Raw genomic sequence first — 19,021 nt, 5'->3', positions numbered from 1 at the left:
GTGTGCGCAACGTAAGGTAGCCAACAACCCTTGGATGTTATCGGATGACAGACGCGTTTGATCGGTATGCCGAGCCGGCGGATCGTTTGAAGTGGGCGCGCAGGCGGGCCGGTTACGACGAAGCCTCGCAGGCGGGTCGTGCATTCGGCTGGAAGCTGCCGACCTATCTGGCGCACGAGAACGGAAGCCGTGGGCTGCCATTCAAGCGGGCGGTTCAGTACGCCAAGGCGTTCAGGGTCAGCGCGGCCTGGCTGATGACGGGTGAGGGATCACCTGAAGGTGGCGTGAGCACACGCGAAAACCACTCTGAAACGGAAGTTTATCAACCAAAAGTAAATGACTACGGAGGCATATCACAAGTTCCGCTTATTGGAGATGCCGCCCCAGGGGTGTGGCAGGAAGTGATTGCCGAGGATGAGATGAGTTATGTGTATGCGGCGGATTCGCAAGGGAATTCGCGGCCGGATTTTGCTGTTACGCTGGTGGGTCCTTCGATGGACCGGCGATTTCCTGAGGGAACAGTCGTGATCTGTACGGCGGCCGACGGGCCGGCTGGCCCCTTGCGAAGCGGCGATACTGTTGTTGCCGAGCGGCACGATGACCCGCTGGTCGAGCGTCGGGTGGCGATCTACAAACGGGATCCAGCCGGACAGGAGTGGCTATGGCCCCAGTCCAGCCACCGGGACCACCAGGCCCCGCTGCCAATGAATTCGGACGGAGCCAGCGACGTGCGCGTGATCGGCATCGTGCTGAACGTCGTCAACGCGGTGCCACGCGGGGAGGACTGACTCCCCGCCCGTCATCCTGATTCTCGTTCCACAAAAAGAACAACGACAACCGAAAGGCGATTTATCGCATAGCGACAATCGTTTTTGTGTTGCAGGCCCATTTCCTATGCGTTACGTATAGCAACGGAAGCGGGCAATGCCGATGGCTTTGTCCGATTCTGCAACCCATGAACGAGGGAGAGTCCGTCTATGCCATTGGAAGGTATCACGCGCGGCGGTGTGGCGCGGTCGCAGAGCGTGCGTCCGTTGCCGCCCACCGGAACCGTCGTCAGCATAGCTGGAACCAATCAGGTCGGCCGCATCGCCGGCCGGGCGGTCAGCAGCGGCAATGTCGTCGCCGTCATCGATGTGTTCGGAGAAGACCGGACCGTGATCGCGGGGGCAGGGCAGGTTACCCCCTTGCCGAGCGGCCCCCGACTGGTCGCCGTCGACGGCCGCACCGTTTCCGCCGGTAACCCCGCGCCCACCGGCCGGGAGGTGCGGGCATGCTGACGTTGCTTATTACCAGCCTGATCAACCGCGCCACCCGGCGCCGCCGCATTGCCCGGCGACGATATGAAATCCGCTACGCCGACTGGCGCTGACGGAATCCAAACCCCTCCGAAATTCCGAGAAGAAGGATGTGTCCCATGGATGAGACGCAATCGGCCCCGGCTGTCCAGACCAACATGCCACTCGCCAATATCGTCATCGACGAGGTGCAGCGCCAGACCAGCGACGATGCCGTGCGCGGCCTCGTGGCCACGAATGTCGAGAAGCTGATCAACCGGACGGTCGAGAGTGCGCTGCGCAGCTATGGCGATGTTGGCAAGCAGATCGAAAAACAGGTTCAGGCCGCGCTCGAGGTCGGCGACCTGACCATTCCGTCCTATAGCCACATGGTCACGACCGTCGTCCGCGCGAAAGTGGACGAGCATATGGACACCATGATCACGGAACGGCTGAAGGTCGAACTGGACGAGATCCTGGGCATCGGCGCCAGCGAGGTGAAGCTGAGCAAGATCGTCGAGGAAATGGTGACAAGGCTGGAGGGCGAGAGCGATCGGTTCGGCAGCTCGGTCACCTGCGACGTCAGTGAGACAGAGTACGGGTCCCGTTGGGTGCGTCTTGATGAAGGCGAAGACGTCAAAAGGCACCTCTGCGGGGTGCGCGCGCTGGTCACGGATGACGGCAAAGTCCGCGCCCTCTTTCTCGACGGCGTCGACATGGAAAAATCAGCCCGTATGGGTGGCTGGAAGGATCATCATCGGACGCTCTTCGCGCTCTATTGCCGGGGCGGCAAGCTGATCGTCGATGAGGATTCCGTCGTCACCGCGATCGGTGACTTCTGATGCAGCCGGTACCGACACCACCGGGGCCGGAACAGCGGCCGACCGATGCCCTTGTTGCGGATCTGGCCGACCTGGAACGCCGGATGCGGGGGGCGGATTGCAACAAATCGGCCGATCTGTTGCGCGAGGTCGCCGGCCGGCTGGGTGCGGCCGATGCGGCTCTCCGGATCCTCAACCGCGTCTGGACCAACGGCCTCGAGCCGGCGGCCTGGATCCCGCACGGACCGTTCCAGGTCCGCCACAGCGAGATCGCCGAGGCCCTGATCCCGCTGGGGTATCCCGATCCCTATCCGGCAACGCCGGAAACAATGCGCAACAGCCACCGGCCACGAGCCCCGGGCGGCGGCCGGAGGCGATCCGGCCGGGGAACTGGCCGGCTGGTCAGGGGGAAGCTTGGCAACAGGTGGGGGCAATCATGACCAATCCGAAGGAATCATCACATATGGGAAGCATCCAACTGACCGACGACGGAAACATACAATGCGCCGAGGATGTCATTCGCGCTGCTCGTACCGCCGCTGCTGATTTTTACGAACAGCAGGAATGTCTGCCGGAGTGCTCGCAACACATTGTCCGAGAGATGCGTCAGGGCCTGCGCGACGGTGCCGGCTCTATCCAGGCCGCCGCACGCGCGATCCTGAACGATCGGAACAATCGGCTGTCAGTATCGCCGCTCGTTTGGACGATCGGTACCGGAGGCAGTATCGGCGCCGATGCCTTTGGTGTCGGTCGGTTCTTCCAGGTTTCCGGCAAGCCGGGATGGTGGGAACTGGCGTATGCGAAAGGCGGCGAGCTCTATATTGATGGGCCTTTCGAGACGCAGGCACAGGCCCGCGAAGCTGCGCAAGCCGAACACGAGCACCGCGTCCTTTCGATGATGGAGGCAAGGACTGAGGCGGAGAACCAGAGTCAGGAATCGTCCAGCGATATCGCCCCCGTGGCATTGGCCACTGATGTGAAGCCTTCTGTTCAGCAAGCGGCACAGACGATGCTGGATGTTTGGAACGCCGGCATCAGGTTCGACGATCGGAACAAGGATCCTGCCTTTCGCCTCGTGGTCGCAGCGTGTTTCGGAGCCGCTGCCTATGATCAGGCAATGGATCAAGGCGCCGGAACGTCCGCCATGGTTCGCGCTTTCCTGACGGCCGCAATTGATCCGGACAATCCCGAGCTGGACCGGTTACGGGCGAACGCGGCCCAGCGCGACGATCCGGTCATTGAGACGATCGGCCTTTACGAAGGGGACAGCGCCGTTGTTCTGCGCGATCCTCCCGGCAACGTCACCACCTACGGGCCGCAGGCGCACGCGCTTTTCAATGCGGTCATGGCGTGCATGGGCGAGAGCGATGCCGTGAGCTTCAACCTGCTCGCCTTCCTGCATCGCCAACGGGACTTCAGCGAGAAGACCTTCGGTCCCGGCCCCCGCACGAAAGGCGTTGTTGCCCACATACGCAAGGAGCTGACGGACATCGAGGCCGCACCCGATCAGGTCGAGGAATGGGTCGACGTCATCCTGTTGGCTTTCGATGGCGCGCGCCGCGCCGGCGCTGATCCGGTGCGGATCGTCGAGGCGCTGGCTGCCAAACAGAATCGCAACGAAATGCGATCCTGGCCGGACTGGCGTACCGCCGATCTTGATCATCCCATCGAACATATCCGCGAGCTCGAGCAAGGAGCCAGTTGAATGGAGTTGCAGACGATCGAAGCGCCGACCCACCGGCGCCCACCGGATAAACACCTCACACCCGCCGAGATCGACGTCGAAGTCGGGCGGCGGTTGCGGGTTTACCGGGTCATTGCTGGGGTGTCGCAACAACGGTTGGGAGAGCTCGTTGGTGTGACGTTTCAGCAGATCCAGAAATACGAGCGGGCGTCCAACCGGATCTCTGCAGGTCGGCTGGTCCGGCTGGCGGAAGTTCTGGGCGTGCGTCCCGCAGCGTTGCTACCGGGATCGCCCGGAGCTGAGGACTTCCCGAATCCCCTGCCGAATCTGGAGGCGGCGCGGGCTGTGAGTACCATCACCGACCCCGTGCATCTGCGGGCTGTGATCCAGTTGGCCGAGCAGCTCGGCCAGTCGTGTTATCCGGCCGGCAGGCGAGGGGGCAGTGAAGCGAGCGCAACGGGCTGTCAGGAGGTGGCATAATGGTACTGGAAGAATTGCAAAGGGAAGGGCTTGCGGAAAAGCCCCGCCGACCCGTGACGCGGATGCTGCGCATATCCGAGGTCGAAGAAATGACCGGCCTCAAGCGGCCGACGATCTACAAGCACGTGAAGCTGGGGACGTTCCCGAGGCAACAGCCGCTCGGCTGCCGGGCGGTCGGTTGGCGTCTGGACGACATAGTGGGCTGGCTTGAAAGGCAGGGCGGACAGGCTGTATCGTGATCGGGTAGCGAGCGCTGCCGCAGGTTGGCGGACATACGGTGGCGCTCGCGATTCGTCTATGGTGATTCACGGTGATCTCCGCGCACTGTGTACAATACCGTGTACAATGGCGCGTCGAGACGCAGGAGAAAATGGCGAAAAATCAATGACATATAGCAATCATAGGTAGGACTCACTCTCCGCCACCCCCGGGTGTAATGCCATCCGATAGCTTCCAGAAATCCCCGAAAATCAACAACTTAATCGGCCCTGTTTTCCAATGCCGTCCGACGCGATGCAATCAGAAGTCGGTACGTGGGGGGTAACAAAGGGGGTAACGGTGGGGGTAGCGAATTTCAGCCGGCGAGGGCGCGATGCCATCGTCGGGTAGGTTGTCTGCACGCAAGGTGGCCACCGCCAAGGCCCCCGGCCGCTTTGCCGACGGCGGCAATCTGTTCCTCGTTGTCAGTTCCTCCATATATCCGTCGGTCATCATCGACCTGAACGTGATGTGTTCGGCCGGGTACGGCACGGTATAGGCGTCGGTGTCGGCGCCGACCCCGCCGATGACGTTGGCGCGGGTGTCGCTGTTGTCGCTTCCGTCGGCAACGCGAATGACGACCACCATGGCGCCGACCTGGTCGAAGATGGAAACAAGCGCGTCGGGCAGCGCGCCGGTCTCGCCCAGCCGGGCCGCCCCGCGGCGACTGCCGGCGACCAGGACGGGCGTATCCATCGGGAACGTCTCGGCATCGGCACCGGGGGCACAACGCCGATGACGCTGGATCGCACCGTGCGGACCGGGCGCGGGCCGTGGTCGATCTCGACGACCTCGACGCCATGAAGAAAGCTGTCGGGCATTGAGCCTCCTTTGGGCATAAAAAACCCACACGCTGGCGAGCGGTGAAATTCGCTGTCAGCGAAATATTGATTGGCTCTATGGTCGCCATCAGCTATTATAAGCCAATGAAAGCGGTCACCTACAGCAAGGCGGCGATCAAGACGCTGCGAAAGATGCCGGCGGACGAAGCGCGCCGCGTTCGTGGCAAGATCGGCCAGTATGCGGCTGATCCTGAAAGTCAGGCCCGCAACGTGACCGCTTTGAAGGGATCACCCTATGTCCGACTGCGCGTTGGGGATTGGCGGATCATCATGGACGATCAGGGAGCTGTTCTCGATGTCTTGAAGATCGGCGCGCGCGGTGGGGTTTATGAATAGGAGCGACGCCATGTCGGTACAGCGGATAACGACACCAAGCGGTGAAACCATGGTTGTTCTGTCCCTCGATGAATATGAAAGGCTGTCAGATGCGGCCGACGTCGCCGCCGCCGATCAGATCCGGCGCGACATCGACGCCGGGCGCGACGAGCTGGTCCCGTCCGCGATCGCCGATCGGCTGATCGAGGGTGAGAACCCGGTGCGGGTCTGGCGGGAGCATCGCGGCATGACGGCCAGGGCGTTGGCCGATGCCGCCGGCATCGGCACGGCCTATCTCTCGGAGATCGAGACCGGCCGAAAGGACGGCAGCCTTTCGGTACTGAAAGCCATCGCCGGGGCCCTGAACGTCGATCTCGACGATATCGTTTAGCCGTCAGTCGCCGATGGCGGATCCGGCCAGGCGACGCCTTGGGGCTCCTCGAAGGCGTCGGTGATATCGCGCAGGGCCTTGCGATAGACGCGCCAGGCCTGTCGTTCCGCGTCGCTCGGATCTCGGCCCAGTTCACGGCCACCTATTCCGGCGGGCGGAAGTCCTGGCCGTTATGGCGCCAGCCGACCTCGGCACCACACCGCCTGGAGAAATCCTGAAAGAGGAATTCATGGAGCAGTTGGGCTTGAGCGGCACCGAACTGGCGCGGCGGCTGAACATTCCGGCCAATCGGATCAACGATATCATCCGGGGGCGGCGAGAGGTTTCCGCCGATACCGAGGAGTTGCGGTTCGGACGATATTTCGGGAGGACGGCACGGTCCTGGTTGAATGCCCGGTCGGGCTACTCGTTATCAAAGACCGAAGCAGAAGCCGGTCTGACCATTGAGCAAGAGGTCGAACCACGCCCCGTCGGTTGATATCCACCGTTGCACCGTTGATCGTGATCGGCCCCGACGTCGATCGCCCCTTTCGAGCGTAGCATGATATCGCCGTCGGCTTCGTCAAGGTGCAGATCCTCAACCAGTCGGCCGAGTGTGAGAAATCAAGGCGTTAGCGATGGCGTTTGTCTACATCGACCCATCGTGATTTACTGCAAACAAGTGTCAATGTATAGAACGACGTCGGCTTCGCGCCGGTCACAAAGACGTTCGCACCGGCGTCGTTCAAGCTGACCCATTCCGAAGACGGGCCGCGGCAGTCCGCTCGGGGCAGCGCTGCATGATACCGCTTTCTCGAATATCGGTGTGACCATGGTCCGAGACTACACCAGCTTCCTTCCGGGCAGCGGGACCACCCGCCCGGCCAGGCGCGCCCTGACGACGCTTGAAACGCTCGGCTGGGGGGCTTTCTTCGCGCAACAGATCGGCGTCGAGGCCTTGGCCGAAACACCTCCCGTCCGGGTTGTCGCGGTCCATCGCAGTGTTCTGGATGTCGCTGGCGATGGAATCGATGAGACCATTCCGCAGCGCGCCGACGCGACCGTGGGGGACTGGCTACTGCTGGATCGGGCCCAGCCCCGGTCCAGCCGCATCCTGTCTCGGCGAAGCCTCGTTAAACGGCGCGCGCCGGGTAGGAACCGGCAGGTGCAACTGATCGCCGCGAATATCGATACGGTCTTCATCGTCACCTCCTGCAATAAGGATTTCAATATCGCCCGACTGGAGCGATACGTTGCCCTGGCCTTCGAGGCGCAGATCGAGCCGGTGATCGTCCTGACCAAGACCGATACGGTGGCAGACCCTCAGCCTTATATCGACGCCGCCCGCACTGTTTCGGATCGGGTTGCCGTCATCGCCCTCGACGCGCGCGGTGATGCGCCGGAAAATATGCTAGCGGACTGGTGCCAGCCGGGCCGTACGGTCGCCTTCCTCGGCTCTTCCGGCGTGGGCAAATCGACTCTGACCAATGCCCTCGCCGGAAACCGGGCGATTGCGACGCAGGCCATCCGCGAGGACGACGCCAAGGGCCGCCATACGACAACCCGCCGCGAGCTTCACCTGCTCCCCGGGGGATGCCTCGTGTTGGACACGCCGGGCATGCGCGAATTGCAGCTGACCGACGCCACATCGGGCATTGCCAATGTCTTCGAGGACATCGAGGTGCTTGCGGGCCAATGCCAGTTCAGGGATTGCGCGCACGAAACCGAGCCAGGCTGCGCGATCCGGGCCGCGATCGAGGAAGGCAGTCTCGACCCCACACGGCAGCTGCGCTGGCGCAAGCTCCAGGCCGAAGACGCCTTCAATTCCGCCAGCCTCGCTGAGCGCAGAACGAAGAACCGCGCGTTCGGCAAGATGGTCCGCCGGGTGATGAAGGATGCCGCAAATCGGGATTAGCGGGATTAGCGGAATTGAAGGGCTAAATACTGGAAACATTCCGTTTGACGGAAATGAAGGGAGAAGGCGGCAATGACATATACAATTACTCGAATAATTCCGGACGCTGGTATCGACGCAGTCGAGAGTCGCACGCGCGACGCGCTTGCTGCTCAGGGTTTCGGCGTGCTGACCGAAATTGACGTCAAGGCGACGATGAAAAAGAAGCTGGATATCGAGATGCCGGCGTACCGCATTCTCGGCGCTTGCAACCCCGGGATGGCGTATGAGGCCATCGGCATCGAGCCGCGGGTGGGCGCAATGCTACCCTGCAACGTCATTCTGCGTGAGGTCGAGGGCGGCGTGGAGGTCAGCGCCGTTGATCCGGTCGCATCGATGCAGGCGATCGATAGCGCCGAGCTTAAGTCGATCGCTGCAAAGGTTCGGGATCTGCTGGCAAAGGCCATGGATGCGATCTGACGTTCCCGTCGGGTAGCTGGCGTCTGCATCGGAGATCTCCGAACAGGCTTCGACAGCGCGTCTGGAGTCACGATGGCACCAGCTACTCAACAATTTCGGGGAAGCTATTAGGTTTCAAAACATTTACTATAGCATACAATAGTAATAATCGGTTTTATGAGGAGTAATGTTGAAAAATTTCTGCGATTTGTTTATTGATGGCCAGATCGGGTGTAATTGTGCATTGTCGCGCGCTCCATATGGAATGCCGTTGAGCGCCATTTTGCGATCATGAATAAACTGGCTGTTCGCGGGCGCTATAAAAACCGCCGGATCGGCTGCACCCGGCAGTGGCACCAGTAAACAGCAGGAACGATTGATGAGAATGAAGCACTTGCAGATCAGCTCTTTGTGCGCCGTTGCAGCGGTGAGCACTGCCTGTTCGACGATCGTGGAAGGGACAGAGCAGTCCGTGGCCGTCAATACCGACCCGACGGGCGCGGAATGCCGGCTGGATCGGGATGGCGAGACCCTCGGCGTGGTCAATCCGACGCCGGGGAGCGTGACTGTCAGCAAGGGTCGACAGAACATCAACGTGTTCTGCTCACGCGATGGCTTCGAAGACGGCGCTGGCACGCTTCCGAGCGAATTTCAGACAATGACAATCGGCAACGCTGTCTTCGGCGGTATCATCGGTCTTGGTGTTGATGCGGCGTCGGGCGCGATCAATGAATATCCGGATTCGATCCTCGTCCATTTGCGCCGCGAGGCAGAGGTCGAAGAGCAGGAGCCGGAAAACGGCGGCGCCCCCATGTCGTGATCGCGCTTTCAGTATGACCACAATCAATAGGTTCGGTCACAAGTCCATGTCACACCTTTGACACACCACTTGACCCCCTGAGTTCCCTATCTTTCCAAGCGTATCCAGGTCGGTTCTCGGTGTCGCAAAACGGCACTGGCCGCATCCTACGCAAGGGAGCTTCGGATCATGGGCGTTACGGTCAAAGGTGTCGAGGCTGACAGTTCGGACTTGTGGAACTCTTCCATGCCGGCGTCCTTGCAGCAGGAGCAGGCCTTCCGGCATACCGTTTCGCTGATTCGGGGTACAAGTCATCGATGCAGCTTATTCGATGTTCGTGTCGAAGGATTTCCAGTAGAACGTGTTGCCTCGTTGGTTCGTGCTCAGTTCGACAGTGAAGCCCAGGTCGAAACGGTGAGGGCGGGTCACGGGCAGTCTTCGGTATGGATATTGTTCGTGAGGACGGGTGGCGGCGATCATGTTCTGGAATCGCGCGTCCGCACGACTTTGCATGCCGCACTTGCTGATACGGGCTTCGATAAAATCAGGTTCGGGATCGATGCGGTTCACCGCGACGCCCGGATGATGGTCGATCTTGATGATCTGACCGCGGAATTGCGTACTTCACGCAACGAGACCCCGGCGGGGATTTTCCACTAGCGCCCCACGCCCACCGCCGGGTTTATGGGTCGGGACTTTCGGGTCCCGGCCCATTTTTTGTGCCCGTTTCATGCCCGATTTTGTCGTGCGGGCGTCAATGCTGGGATTCTTTTGGCGAAAAGTAGCCGGCCGCGATCTGTTCGGGCAGTTTCTCGGCGACCATGCGCGCGCCTTCCTGACCGAGCGTATCGACCAGTCCCGTCAGGCCGGTCGACAGAGCGGTGATCGCGACCGTCTGGGGGTCCACGCCCTTGTTCAACGCATCCTCCCAACCCTTGACCAGGCATTGAAGTGCAAGCCGGCGCTGCTCCTGATCCGAAGCCTCCGCGTCGCCGCCCGTTCCAGATGCCCCCGCCGGTGGGCCGTTGTCCTGATCCGTCATGACTGTTCCTCCTTGCAAGACCTGCACCCCAACACGGACGCTGCACCGGTTCAACCGCGTAATGCGCCTGCCAATGCGAGGATTCCCGAATTTGAACGCAAGAATGGCGTAGCGGCACTCTGATGGCGTCGCTTATCCTCGCATTCTTGCGTGCTTCTGCGCATTGCCGCCGTATGGAGATCGTTTGCCATGGTCAGAGAAGTCATGATTGACGGGATCGACAGCAATACCAGGGATATGCAGGACAATCGGCGATGGGCGCAGGTTGTCGCCCGCGACCATTCAGCCGACGGTACTTTCGTTTTTGCCGTGCGGACGACGGGCATCTTCTGTCGGCCGGGCTGCCCGGCACGACGACCGAGGCGCGAGAATGTCACGTTCTTCGATAACGCCGCCGCCGCCATGGCTGCTGGCTTCAGGTCGTGTCGCCGATGCGATGCGGCTGGGTCCAGCCCCTCCGAGCAGCGCGCTGCTGTTGTCGAGCGGGCCTGTCGCCGGATCGAGACGGCCGAATCCGAACCGACACTGACCGAACTCGCCGCAGAGGCCGAAATGAGCCCATCGCATTTCCAGCGCGTGTTTGCCGCCATTACCGGCCTGAGCCCGAAACGCTATGCCATCGCCACCCGGCGTTGCCGTTTTCGACGATCGCTGGAGTCGCAATCGAGCGTCACTGACGCCGTGTTCGATGCCGGCTTCGGGTCGTTAAGCGCGGGCAACCGTCACGGTAATGCGTCGCTCGGAATGGCCGCGTCAAACTACCGTCGTGGCGGCGCCGGTGAGGCAATCCGGTGGACGTCCGCGGAAACCAGCCTGGGTTCGATCGTCGTCGCACTGACCGATCGTGGTGCGTGTCTGATCGAATTCGTCGATGCGAGCGCTGCTGCCGGCGCCGTTCGCCGCCGCTTTCCCCAGGCTGCGGTGTCGGCGGCAGAACCCCAGGACCATGCGCTCGTAGCGGCGGTTGTGGATCTGATCGATAACCCCTGTTCGCGAACGGCCACCCGTGCCGCCGATTTGCCGCTCGACATTCGCGGTACTGCCTTTCAGCAAAAGGTATGGTCGGTGCTTCGGGCCGTCGCCCCCGGCCGGACAGTCAGCTATGCCGAACTGGCGGAAGCTGTCGGTCGCCCCGGCGCCGCGCGCGCCGTGGCTGGCGCTTGTGCCGCCAACGGCCTGGCCGTTGTCATACCGTGCCATCGGGTTATTCGCGGAACCGGCGATCCTGCCGGGTATCGTTGGGGAGTAGAGCGCAAGCTCTCGCTGCTCGACCGCGAAAAGCGCGCCGCCAGGCGATCGTGACAGCGGCCGGATTCACGCATCTCGGCGTTACCGGTTTCCACTGATTGCACCATCCCGGATCGACGGCCTACCGTCAGCCCATCATAGCGAAACGGGAACGAAGCAATATGGCGGAAACGCTGATCGACGTGGATCTCTGCATCATCGGCGCAGGTTCGGCGGGTTTGTCCGTGGCGGCCGGGGCCGCTCAACTCGGGCTTTCTACCGTGCTGATCGAACGCGGCGAGATGGGCGGCGACTGCCTGAACACCGGCTGCGTGCCGTCGAAGGCCCTTCTCGCGGCCGGTAAACGAGCAACCGCCCACAGAATGACAGATATTCCCGGGATCAAAGGGCATGAGCCCGACATTGATTTCGGTGCCGTAAAGGGTCATGTCGCCGCGACCATTGCGGCGATTGCCCCGATGGACAGTCAGGAACGGTTCGAGGGGTTCGGCGTCAAGGTTATCCGGGCATCGGCACGGTTCGTCGGCCCCGATCGGGTCGAGGCCGGAGACACCGTTGTGCGGGCGCGGCATTTCGTGGTCGCAGCCGGGTCCAGGGCTTCCATTCCGCCGATTTCCGGCCTCGACCCGGACAAGGTTCTGACCAACGAATCCGTTTTCGATCTTCGTGACCGTCCCGACCATCTGCTGATCATCGGCGGCGGGCCGATCGGCATTGAGATGGCACAGGCGCATCGGCGGCTGGGATGCCGGGTGACCGTCGTCGATATGGGTCCCATTCTGCCGCGCGACGACGCCGTCTGCGTCGATGAATTGCGGGCTATACTGTCCGCTGAGGGGATCGATATTCGCGAGCATGTCGGCATCACACGGGTCGAGCATGGCAGGGACGGGAACCCGCAGAGCGTGTCGCTTACGATCAAGGCGGCCGACGGCACGCAGTCGGAGTTAAACGGATCGCATCTGCTGGTCGCTGCCGGACGAAAGGCGAGCGTCGACGGTCTTGGTCTGGACGCAGCGGGCGTCGCGCACGACCGCAGTGGCATAAAGACTGATGCCAGACTTCGATCGTCCAACAAGAGGGTTTTCGCGGTAGGCGATATTGCCGGCGGCCCCCAGTTTACGCATATCGCGGGCTATCAGGCCGGCATCGTCATTCGCAATATCTGCTTTCGGCTGCCGGCAAAGGTCGACTATTCTCACATGCCCTGGGTGACGTACACCGACCCGGAGCTGGCGCAAACCGGCCTGACCGAGGCGGCGGCCCGCAAGACGCACGGTGACCGGATACGCGTCGTTGAGTGGCCGTTCGCCGAAAACGACCGTGCCATCGCGGAAAAGGCGACTGTAGGCCGCGTGCGCATTGTCGCGCTGAAAAATGGCCGGATCGTCGGCGCTTCGATCCTTGGCGCCCATGCGGGGGAGCTGATCGGCCTGTGGGCGTTGGCGATCAGCCGCCGGCTAAAGATCGGTGCCGTCGCGGGAATGATCCTGCCGTACCCGACACTGTCCGAAGCCGGCAAGCGCGCGGCCGGCGTCTGGTACACTCCGACATTGTTCAGCGACCGGACCCGGCGCCTGGTGCGGTGGCTGCGCCGACTCCCCTTTTAGCGGCGCCCCGAAACGATCCCGCGACTCGCGGACTCTCACGCGATAATGCCGAGACGCCTGAGATCGGCCGCGAGTTCCGCAGGGTCGTCGAACAGGTGGCCTTGCCAGCCCCGTGCCTCGGCGGCCGCGATATTTTCGGCCTTGTCGTCTATGAAGAACAGGTCGCTTCCGGTCAGGCCCGTTCTCTTCTCCAGAATCGCGTAGATTTCGGCTTCAGGCTTGACCGTCTTTTCATTACCGCTGATGACCATGCCGTCGAATGTCGTCAGGATCGGGAAGCGCGTCTGGGCGATGGCGAAGGTATCCATGGCGAAATTCGACAATGCCCAGACGGGAAACCCGGCCGCGCGAACGGCTTCAAGAAGCCGCGCTGTCTCTGGTTTTTCGGCCCAGCACATCTCGTGCCACTGATGCCACCAGGGCAATATCAGATGCGCATCGGCCGGATAATTTTCGGCCAGGGTTGCGACATGCCGTTCCAGACTGCCGTAGCGGTCGGCATCGACATTCATTTTCTCAAGGCCGACGCGATCGAAAAACGCCTGACGTTCGGCCGCGTCGGGAATAAGCTGTCCGTACAGACGATCCGGATCCCATTCGACGAGAACACGGCCGACATCGAAGACGATGACACGAGGCGGTTTGGTTTCGTTCACGACATTCTTCCCGATTGCCTGGAAACAGGACGCGATATTGTCACTGTTGTCAGTGATGTCTGATCTTGTCCCAGAAGCCCTGGATGCCGAGGATCGCCAACGGAAGATATTCCGGCATTTCGCGTTTCAGGGTTTCTTCGGCTTCCGGCGCAAGGCCGATACTTTCAGCGCCTTCTTCACCGCCGGCAACGATCAGCGGCAGCATGAGCGAGATGGCTTCTTCGTCTTCGAACAAGGGCGCCCATGCGTCCGGCTGCAATGATACAGCAGCGAGGAAGCCGCCGGCCCAATGCTCGTAAAGGATCTCGCCGTCGGAATCCTCGATCAGGATCGGGCTGTGATCCTCGGGACTCTCCCGCAGCATCGTGGCGATTTCTTCGAACCGCTGCATGATGACACGGATCATTTTCTCAGCCTCGGCCCGATCGGCAAAGGATGGTTCTTCGTCGCCCCAGACGATCGGCAGCCACGCTTGCGGTTCCACCGGGCTGGGCCCGATGACAAGTGCGGTCAGAAATCCATCCAGGTCGGACAGCCCCATGCAATCGGGGGGTGCCCGGTCCGACATCAAGAAATCGGCCAGATCTTCGAGTTCCGTTTCGCTGGCCTGGCCGGCGTTCGGTCCGGCGGGGTCGTCTGACGATGAACTGCTCATCGTGGCCTCCTGATTGCAGCTTGAGCGTAAAGGATGGCACCCATCGGGCGCGGCGTGAAGGGGGTCGTGACCGCGAACCGGTGTCTGGGTCAAGGCCTGATCGATGCCGGCGGGCAAACTTCTGCCAAGTGCGAGAAAAAACGCTTCGGACATCATTGACGAAGCGAAAAAATTTTGTCCCTCACCATACCGGGAATGGGTCCGGGTGAGTGCTCAACGCGAGAAAAACGCGCTCGAACAAAATGATGGCTGTGCGGGCATCCTGGCAATGCTTCGCTGAGATTCTGGATGGCAGGATAGATATTCAGGTCAACCAACTGTGTCTGAACGGCTATAGCGCGGGATAATCCTGTTCATCGGCGTCGAGGTGCAAGTGCCGACATTTTCCCGAAAAGCCCCTTGAAATCCGAGGTAACAGCGGGACCGATTTTGTTGCCGGGCCGGGATTTTCTGCGAGCGACGCGCATATTGCCATCTTCTACCTGCAATTACCCCTTCTAGTCGGGGACGAAACGTGCGAGTTCCGATAAAATAAGTCTTTCACAGGATACTTGATTGATTATATAAGCTGAATTCAGCATCTATCCGCAACGAACAGTGCACCGAAAGATATCGGAGTATACGACAATGAATCAAGATACCCCTAATTCCGCGGAGAAGCCCGATACCGAAGGGCTACGACGTCAGGCCGTAGAGATCGTGTCGGCGCATATTTCAAACAACAATGTCGCGCAATCGGATCTTCCGGACCTTATCCAGTCGGTTTACCAAACCCTTGAGAAACTGGCGACCGGGCAGTCGACCCAAAAAGAAGAAAAACCGACGCCTGCGGTTCCGATCCGCAAATCGGTGCAACCGGACCATATCGTCTGTCTTGAAGACGGCAAAAAACTGAAAATGTTGAAGCGCTACATCAAGCGTTCGTACAACCTGACGCCTGAGGAATACCGCCAGCGCTGGGGGCTGCCCAGTGACTATCCGATGACGGCGCCAAATTATGCCGCTGAACGCTCGCGACTGGCGAAGCAGATCGGACTCGGTCGCAAATCGGAGGAGCCGCCCAAGGCCAAACCGACGGCCAGCCGACGCAAGAGCAAGGCCGCGGCCGAAGGTTGATCTGACGCCGGGGCCGTTGATTCCTACGGAATGAGCCGCTTCCAGTAGAACAGGCGATCGAAGCCGGGCGGATAGTCCGGCAGATCGCCAAAGCGGCGATAGCCGAGTATCTCGTAGAATCCCGGTGCCTGGAACGAAAAGGTGTCCACCCACGCCGCCCGACACCCGCGCTGTCTGGCGATGGCTTCGGCGCGAAGCATTAATTCGCGCCCAAGGCCCCGCTTTCGCCGGTTGGCCGGCACGGACAGTATCCTGATGTGAAGCCATCCGAGGTTTGTCGCGCCGACCAGCCCGCCGACCACGCGGCTGTCGCTATCGCTTTCCCGCAGCGTCAGGAACAGCCCGTGTGGCTTGAAATCGACGCCGCGGTCGGCGGCGTGAGCGTCCAGCGGGGCCAGCAGGCTTGCCTCGTCGGCTTCGGTCAGATGATCCTGCTCGATGATGTCCATCATGGTGATAATGCAGCAGTATTGGCGGAATACCTGCTTCGGGCCAGCCGATAGAGCACATGGTCAGCCAGTTCGTGGTCAGGGGGCAGGGCCGGGTGTCCGAAATCGTCCGACGGGTCCCGGCTCATCCCCAGGCGCTCCATCACCGTCCGCGAGCGAATATTGCCCGTTGCGGTGAACGAAACGATCTCGTCCATATCCAGTGTCCCGAAGGCATGATCGAGAACGCGCCGTGCCCCTTCCGTGGCATAGCCTCTTCCCCAACAGGGCCGGGCCAGGCGCCAGCCGATCTCTACGCAAGGCGTGAACGGTGCGTCGAAAGACGGAACCGACAGCCCGATGAAACCGGCGCACGATGCGACGGAAGGAATCTCCACTGCCCAAAGTCCGAATCCCTTATGGTCGAAGTGGGCTTCGATCCGGTCGGCGAGGGCATCGCTGTCGGTTCGGCTCAGCGGAGCCGGAAACCACGCCATGACTTCCGCGTCGGCATTCATGCGGGCGAACGGCACGCGATCGTTCTCGCGCCACCGGCGCAGGATAAGTCTTTTCGTAAGCAAATGGGTCATTCCGCAGGCTCATGCTATCGCTGCTGTCGGCACGATAGCCTAGCGATCCGCTTCCTCGAAGTCTCCCTTGAATGCCGGATTGGACCGTGAGGCATCGGGCCGGGGGCCCGAGGAGCCGTCCTGATCGCCGTCGGCCGACGGTTGCGGTCCGGCGCGGTCGAGAATGCGCAGCGGCGCCGCCGGTGCCGTCCCGTCCTTGCCTTCACCGAAATAGAGCGTCATGTGCGGGAACGGTATTTCGATACCGGCGGCATCGAAGTGACGTTTGACGAGCCTGTTATACGCGCGGCCCAGACCCCACTGGGTCCCCGGTTTGGCCTTGATGCGAACACGAAGATTGACGGCGCTGTCTCCCAGCGACGTGACGCCGTGGACTTCCAGATCACCCAGAATGTTCGAGGCGTGATCGGGATCGGCGCGCAATTCGTCGAACGCATTGCGCAGGTGAACGATGGCGTCGTCCGTATCCTCGCGATACCCGATGCCATAGTCGCCGACATGATAGGCGAAATCGCGCATATAGTTCGAAAGCGTCGAAACCGACGAGAATGGGATGACGTGATAGGTGCCCGACAGATCGCGGATGCCGCAGGACCGGATCGTCAGTCTTTCCACCGTTCCGGTGGTGCCGCCGACCGTCACGACGTCACCGGTGTTCATTGCGTTCTCAAGCTGGATGAAGACGCCGGTAATAATGTCCTGGACGAGCGATTGCGCGCCGAAACCGATTGCCAGACCAAGGACACCCGCACCGGCGATCAGCGGGCCGATGTCGAGACCGACCTCTGACAGGGCAATCATGGCAGTCATGGTGATCAGAACCACCGCGAAGGCGTTGCGGAAGATGGTCAGCAGCGTTCGTTCGCGGGCGCCGGGCTCTCCCTTGCCGGTTTCCGGGCTGAGCCGGTGTTCGATCCAGGAGGCGGTGACGATCCAGATCAATGCCGCAGCGACCAGGATGCCGCCGATGGATGACAGGCCGGCAATCGTCCGGATACCGAGTTCGGAGGCGAGCCAGCCAGCGGCGTCGAATAGCGCCCAGGCATTGGCGACCAGTGCGAGGACCACGATCAGTATCAGCAGACGGATGATCTTCAGCGCCAGCGGCACGAATGCATTCAACCGGCTTTCCAGCATCGGCAGGCGCAGGCGCGTCCTTTCAGGGATGCGGACGCCGCTGACGATGACGCGCGTCAGCAGCATGGAAATCAGCACGCCGCCGCCGATGGCCACCACGGTCTGTCCGGTGGCCGATACCATGAATGGCAGCGCGTCCACCGGCCGGAACAGCGTCACGATGGTCAGCGCGGCGAAATAGACGATCGCGATCCAGTGCCAGAGATTGCCGAGCAGCGTGAGGAGCGTCTGGGTCACCTGCATCGACGCTTCGCCGGCGCGGGCGAGAATGCGGTGCCGGATGGGTGAGCGATTGGCCATGATGATGCGAAGGGCATAAAGAAAGGCCGTCAGCATGACCACGATCGAAACCAGGCGTCCGGCGATCGGGGAAATGTTGAAATTGATGATCGGAACCGCAACCAGCAGGCCATAGCCGATCAGGCCGCTGACCCGCGCCAGCCACCGGTTCCAGAAGGCGGCGTCGTCGGCACTGACCGGCAGCAGCCGGAGACCGTCGTAGCGGGACGAAAAGAAGACGCGCAGAACGAGCTTGAAGGCTTCGACCAGCAGGAAAGCGTTCAGGAAAAGCGATTGCCGGGTGTCCATGGCCCCGGCGTCGCCGAAAGCGAACAGTGCTACCGCGTACCCCGCGACCCAGGCGATCAGAATGGCAATTCCGTCGAGCAGTGCACTGCCGACGATCGCCAGGATCCGTCTGGGCAGTTGGTAGACGCCCTGGTCGGACAGAACCCAGGCCGAAGCACGCGCGAATATTGGCGATGCCGCCATTCGGACGATCCAGAACGCGACGACGGCGGTGAAGACGACGACCGCAAGATCGATGATCGCCGGAATGAGCCCCGCCGTTCGCCCCCCGATTTCTCCGCCATCCAGCGACAGGATGCCCTGGTAGAGATTGACGACCTCCGTCACGGCGCCTTCGGCCAGGGATTGCGTGTATTCGGCGATCTGCCGTGCAAGAGACACGTCCTGAGGCGCCTGACCGCTCGGCGCCCCGGCGACGGCCTGGTGCTCGGGCGGAATGTCGATGGGCAGAGCGTCGCCCGTATCTGATCCACCGGTACCAAGGGCGCGAAGATCCTCGATCAGACGGGCGCGGGCCTCGTCGTCCTCAAGGATGTCGGCAATGGCGGCGTAGCGTTCATCGGCTTGCTCGGCGCCGGCGCCGTGGGTCCATAAGACAGCCGATGCGAAGACGGTCAGAAACAGAACGGCAAGAACCATGATCACGCGGATCAATGGCGCGAACATGTTCCTCGGGGCGGGGATGGTCCCGGCAAATCGCATCAATGGCTCCTGGAGGCGTTCCGACGGCAGGAAAGCGTCGGCAACTGACT

Annotated in this window: 26 protein-coding genes; 17 read left to right on the top strand and 9 right to left on the bottom strand. The window is 61.6% G+C overall.

Translation table 11 applies throughout. The features are described from left to right. The first annotated feature begins 44 nt into the window (after positions 1-44). From ABZ728_RS12990 to ABZ728_RS12960, 7 genes are all read left to right on the top strand, one after another. Positions 45-788 carry an XRE family transcriptional regulator gene (locus ABZ728_RS12990; protein WP_366656585.1) on the top strand — a complete coding sequence of 248 codons (744 nt, stop codon included), beginning with the start codon at positions 45-47 and terminating at the stop codon, positions 786-788. A 189-nt stretch (positions 789-977) separates the two neighbouring features. After that, positions 978-1,280, top strand: coding sequence for a hypothetical protein (locus tag ABZ728_RS12985; protein WP_366656584.1), 303 nt, complete (start codon positions 978-980; stop codon positions 1,278-1,280). Between the two features lie 137 nt (positions 1,281-1,417). Then, the gene (locus ABZ728_RS12980) at positions 1,418-2,119 is read left to right on the top strand and encodes a hypothetical protein (protein WP_366656583.1); all 702 of its coding nucleotides are present in this window, start codon (positions 1,418-1,420) and stop codon (positions 2,117-2,119) included. Further along, positions 2,119-2,538, top strand: a complete 420-nt coding sequence (locus tag ABZ728_RS12975) for a hypothetical protein (RefSeq protein ID WP_366656582.1) — start codon at positions 2,119-2,121, stop codon at positions 2,536-2,538. The genes ABZ728_RS12980 and ABZ728_RS12975 overlap by 1 nt, the downstream gene beginning before the upstream one ends. A 23-nt stretch (positions 2,539-2,561) precedes the next feature. Then, positions 2,562-3,803: a dATP/dGTP pyrophosphohydrolase domain-containing protein gene (locus ABZ728_RS12970; RefSeq protein ID WP_366656581.1), complete on the top strand. Its 1,242-nt coding sequence runs from the start codon at positions 2,562-2,564 to the stop codon at positions 3,801-3,803. Next, entirely contained in the window at positions 3,804-4,262 is a 459-nt protein-coding gene (locus ABZ728_RS12965) for a helix-turn-helix transcriptional regulator (RefSeq protein WP_366656580.1), read from the top strand. Beyond that, complete coding sequence (locus tag ABZ728_RS12960; RefSeq protein WP_366656579.1) at positions 4,262-4,501, top strand: AlpA family phage regulatory protein; 240 nt, start codon at positions 4,262-4,264, stop codon at positions 4,499-4,501. Before ABZ728_RS12965 ends, ABZ728_RS12960 begins: the two co-directional genes overlap by 1 nt. Before the next feature lie 280 nt (positions 4,502-4,781). Here ABZ728_RS12960 and ABZ728_RS12955 read toward each other — a convergent pair whose 3' ends face one another. Then, positions 4,782-5,216, bottom strand: a complete 435-nt coding sequence (locus ABZ728_RS12955; protein WP_366656578.1) for a hypothetical protein — start codon at positions 5,214-5,216, stop codon at positions 4,782-4,784. Between the two features lie 167 nt (positions 5,217-5,383). On the opposite strand from ABZ728_RS12955, the gene ABZ728_RS12950 reads away from it, so the two are divergent. Together ABZ728_RS12950 and ABZ728_RS12945 are read left to right on the top strand one after the other, a co-directional pair. Continuing rightward, on the top strand, positions 5,384-5,698 hold the full coding sequence (locus tag ABZ728_RS12950; RefSeq protein WP_366656577.1) for a type II toxin-antitoxin system RelE/ParE family toxin: 315 nt from the start codon (positions 5,384-5,386) through the stop codon (positions 5,696-5,698). Positions 5,699-5,708: 10 nt separating this feature from the next. After that, the gene (locus tag ABZ728_RS12945) at positions 5,709-6,068 is read left to right on the top strand and encodes a helix-turn-helix transcriptional regulator (RefSeq protein WP_366656576.1); all 360 of its coding nucleotides are present in this window, start codon (positions 5,709-5,711) and stop codon (positions 6,066-6,068) included. On the opposite strand, the gene ABZ728_RS12940 is transcribed toward ABZ728_RS12945, so the two are convergent. After that, the gene (locus ABZ728_RS12940; RefSeq protein ID WP_366656769.1) at positions 6,065-6,199 is read right to left on the bottom strand and encodes a phage tail assembly chaperone; all 135 of its coding nucleotides are present in this window, start codon (positions 6,197-6,199) and stop codon (positions 6,065-6,067) included. The genes ABZ728_RS12945 and ABZ728_RS12940 overlap by 4 nt on opposite strands. A 41-nt stretch (positions 6,200-6,240) precedes the next feature. Between ABZ728_RS12940 and ABZ728_RS12935 the strand changes: the two genes are divergently transcribed. The 3 genes from ABZ728_RS12935 to ABZ728_RS12925 all read left to right on the top strand — a co-directional run bounded on the left by ABZ728_RS12935 (position 6,241) and on the right by ABZ728_RS12925 (position 8,421). Then, positions 6,241-6,546, top strand: a complete 306-nt coding sequence (locus tag ABZ728_RS12935) for a HigA family addiction module antitoxin (RefSeq protein ID WP_366656575.1) — start codon at positions 6,241-6,243, stop codon at positions 6,544-6,546. Positions 6,547-6,879: 333 nt separating this feature from the next. Continuing rightward, entirely contained in the window at positions 6,880-7,962 is a 1,083-nt protein-coding gene (gene rsgA / locus ABZ728_RS12930) for a ribosome small subunit-dependent GTPase A (protein WP_366656768.1), read from the top strand. A 72-nt stretch (positions 7,963-8,034) separates the two neighbouring features. After that, complete coding sequence (locus ABZ728_RS12925; RefSeq protein ID WP_366656574.1) at positions 8,035-8,421, top strand: DUF302 domain-containing protein; 387 nt, start codon at positions 8,035-8,037, stop codon at positions 8,419-8,421. 126 nt (positions 8,422-8,547) lie between these two features. Here the strand turns inward: ABZ728_RS12925 and ABZ728_RS12920 are convergent, their stop codons facing one another. Beyond that, positions 8,548-8,883 carry a hypothetical protein gene (locus tag ABZ728_RS12920; protein WP_366656573.1) on the bottom strand — a complete coding sequence of 112 codons (336 nt, stop codon included), beginning with the start codon at positions 8,881-8,883 and terminating at the stop codon, positions 8,548-8,550. Here ABZ728_RS12920 and ABZ728_RS12915 point away from each other — a divergent pair. Together ABZ728_RS12915 and ABZ728_RS12910 are read left to right on the top strand one after the other, a co-directional pair. Next, the gene (locus tag ABZ728_RS12915) at positions 8,873-9,220 is read left to right on the top strand and encodes a hypothetical protein (protein WP_366656572.1); all 348 of its coding nucleotides are present in this window, start codon (positions 8,873-8,875) and stop codon (positions 9,218-9,220) included. The two genes, ABZ728_RS12920 and ABZ728_RS12915, sit on opposite strands and share 11 nt — an antisense overlap. 168 nt (positions 9,221-9,388) lie before the next feature. Next, complete coding sequence (locus tag ABZ728_RS12910; protein ID WP_366656571.1) at positions 9,389-9,859, top strand: hypothetical protein; 471 nt, start codon at positions 9,389-9,391, stop codon at positions 9,857-9,859. Positions 9,860-9,953: 94 nt separating this feature from the next. Here the strand turns inward: ABZ728_RS12910 and ABZ728_RS12905 are convergent, their stop codons facing one another. Continuing rightward, on the bottom strand, positions 9,954-10,241 hold the full coding sequence (locus tag ABZ728_RS12905) for a hypothetical protein (RefSeq protein WP_366656570.1): 288 nt from the start codon (positions 10,239-10,241) through the stop codon (positions 9,954-9,956). Between the two features lie 189 nt (positions 10,242-10,430). Here ABZ728_RS12905 and ada point away from each other — a divergent pair, with 189 nt between their 5' ends. Next, the gene (gene ada, locus ABZ728_RS12900) at positions 10,431-11,543 is read left to right on the top strand and encodes a bifunctional DNA-binding transcriptional regulator/O6-methylguanine-DNA methyltransferase Ada (RefSeq protein ID WP_366656569.1); all 1,113 of its coding nucleotides are present in this window, start codon (positions 10,431-10,433) and stop codon (positions 11,541-11,543) included. Between the two features lie 107 nt (positions 11,544-11,650). Next, on the top strand, positions 11,651-13,099 hold the full coding sequence (locus ABZ728_RS12895; protein WP_366656568.1) for an FAD-dependent oxidoreductase: 1,449 nt from the start codon (positions 11,651-11,653) through the stop codon (positions 13,097-13,099). 35 nt (positions 13,100-13,134) lie between these two features. Here the strand turns inward: ABZ728_RS12895 and ABZ728_RS12890 are convergent, their stop codons facing one another. Together ABZ728_RS12890 and ABZ728_RS12885 are read right to left on the bottom strand one after the other, a co-directional pair. Next, entirely contained in the window at positions 13,135-13,755 is a 621-nt protein-coding gene (locus ABZ728_RS12890; RefSeq protein ID WP_366656567.1) for an HAD family phosphatase, read from the bottom strand. Positions 13,756-13,804: 49 nt separating this feature from the next. After that, positions 13,805-14,410, bottom strand: a complete 606-nt coding sequence (locus tag ABZ728_RS12885) for a UPF0149 family protein (RefSeq protein ID WP_366656566.1) — start codon at positions 14,408-14,410, stop codon at positions 13,805-13,807. A gap of 627 nt (positions 14,411-15,037) precedes the next feature. On the opposite strand from ABZ728_RS12885, the gene ABZ728_RS12880 reads away from it, so the two are divergent. Continuing rightward, entirely contained in the window at positions 15,038-15,526 is a 489-nt protein-coding gene (locus ABZ728_RS12880; protein WP_366656565.1) for a MucR family transcriptional regulator, read from the top strand. A 23-nt stretch (positions 15,527-15,549) separates the two neighbouring features. On the opposite strand, the gene ABZ728_RS12875 is transcribed toward ABZ728_RS12880, so the two are convergent. The 3 genes from ABZ728_RS12875 to ABZ728_RS12865 are packed head-to-tail and all read right to left on the bottom strand — an operon-like array spanning position 15,550 to position 18,971. Continuing rightward, positions 15,550-15,978, bottom strand: coding sequence for a GNAT family N-acetyltransferase (locus tag ABZ728_RS12875; RefSeq protein ID WP_366656564.1), 429 nt, complete (start codon positions 15,976-15,978; stop codon positions 15,550-15,552). Continuing rightward, positions 15,975-16,544: a GNAT family N-acetyltransferase gene (locus ABZ728_RS12870; protein WP_366656563.1), complete on the bottom strand. Its 570-nt coding sequence runs from the start codon at positions 16,542-16,544 to the stop codon at positions 15,975-15,977. The genes ABZ728_RS12875 and ABZ728_RS12870 overlap by 4 nt, the downstream gene beginning before the upstream one ends. A 39-nt stretch (positions 16,545-16,583) precedes the next feature. Further along, positions 16,584-18,971: a mechanosensitive ion channel domain-containing protein gene (locus ABZ728_RS12865; RefSeq protein ID WP_366656562.1), complete on the bottom strand. Its 2,388-nt coding sequence runs from the start codon at positions 18,969-18,971 to the stop codon at positions 16,584-16,586. Between the last annotated feature and the right edge of the window lie 50 nt (positions 18,972-19,021).

The organism is Fodinicurvata sp. EGI_FJ10296 (assembly GCF_040712075.1).
Classification (GTDB): Bacteria; Pseudomonadota; Alphaproteobacteria; order DSM-16000; family Inquilinaceae; genus JBFCVL01.
The sequence above is the reverse complement of the archived record's forward strand: the minus strand, read 5'-3'. Positions and strand labels throughout refer to the sequence as shown.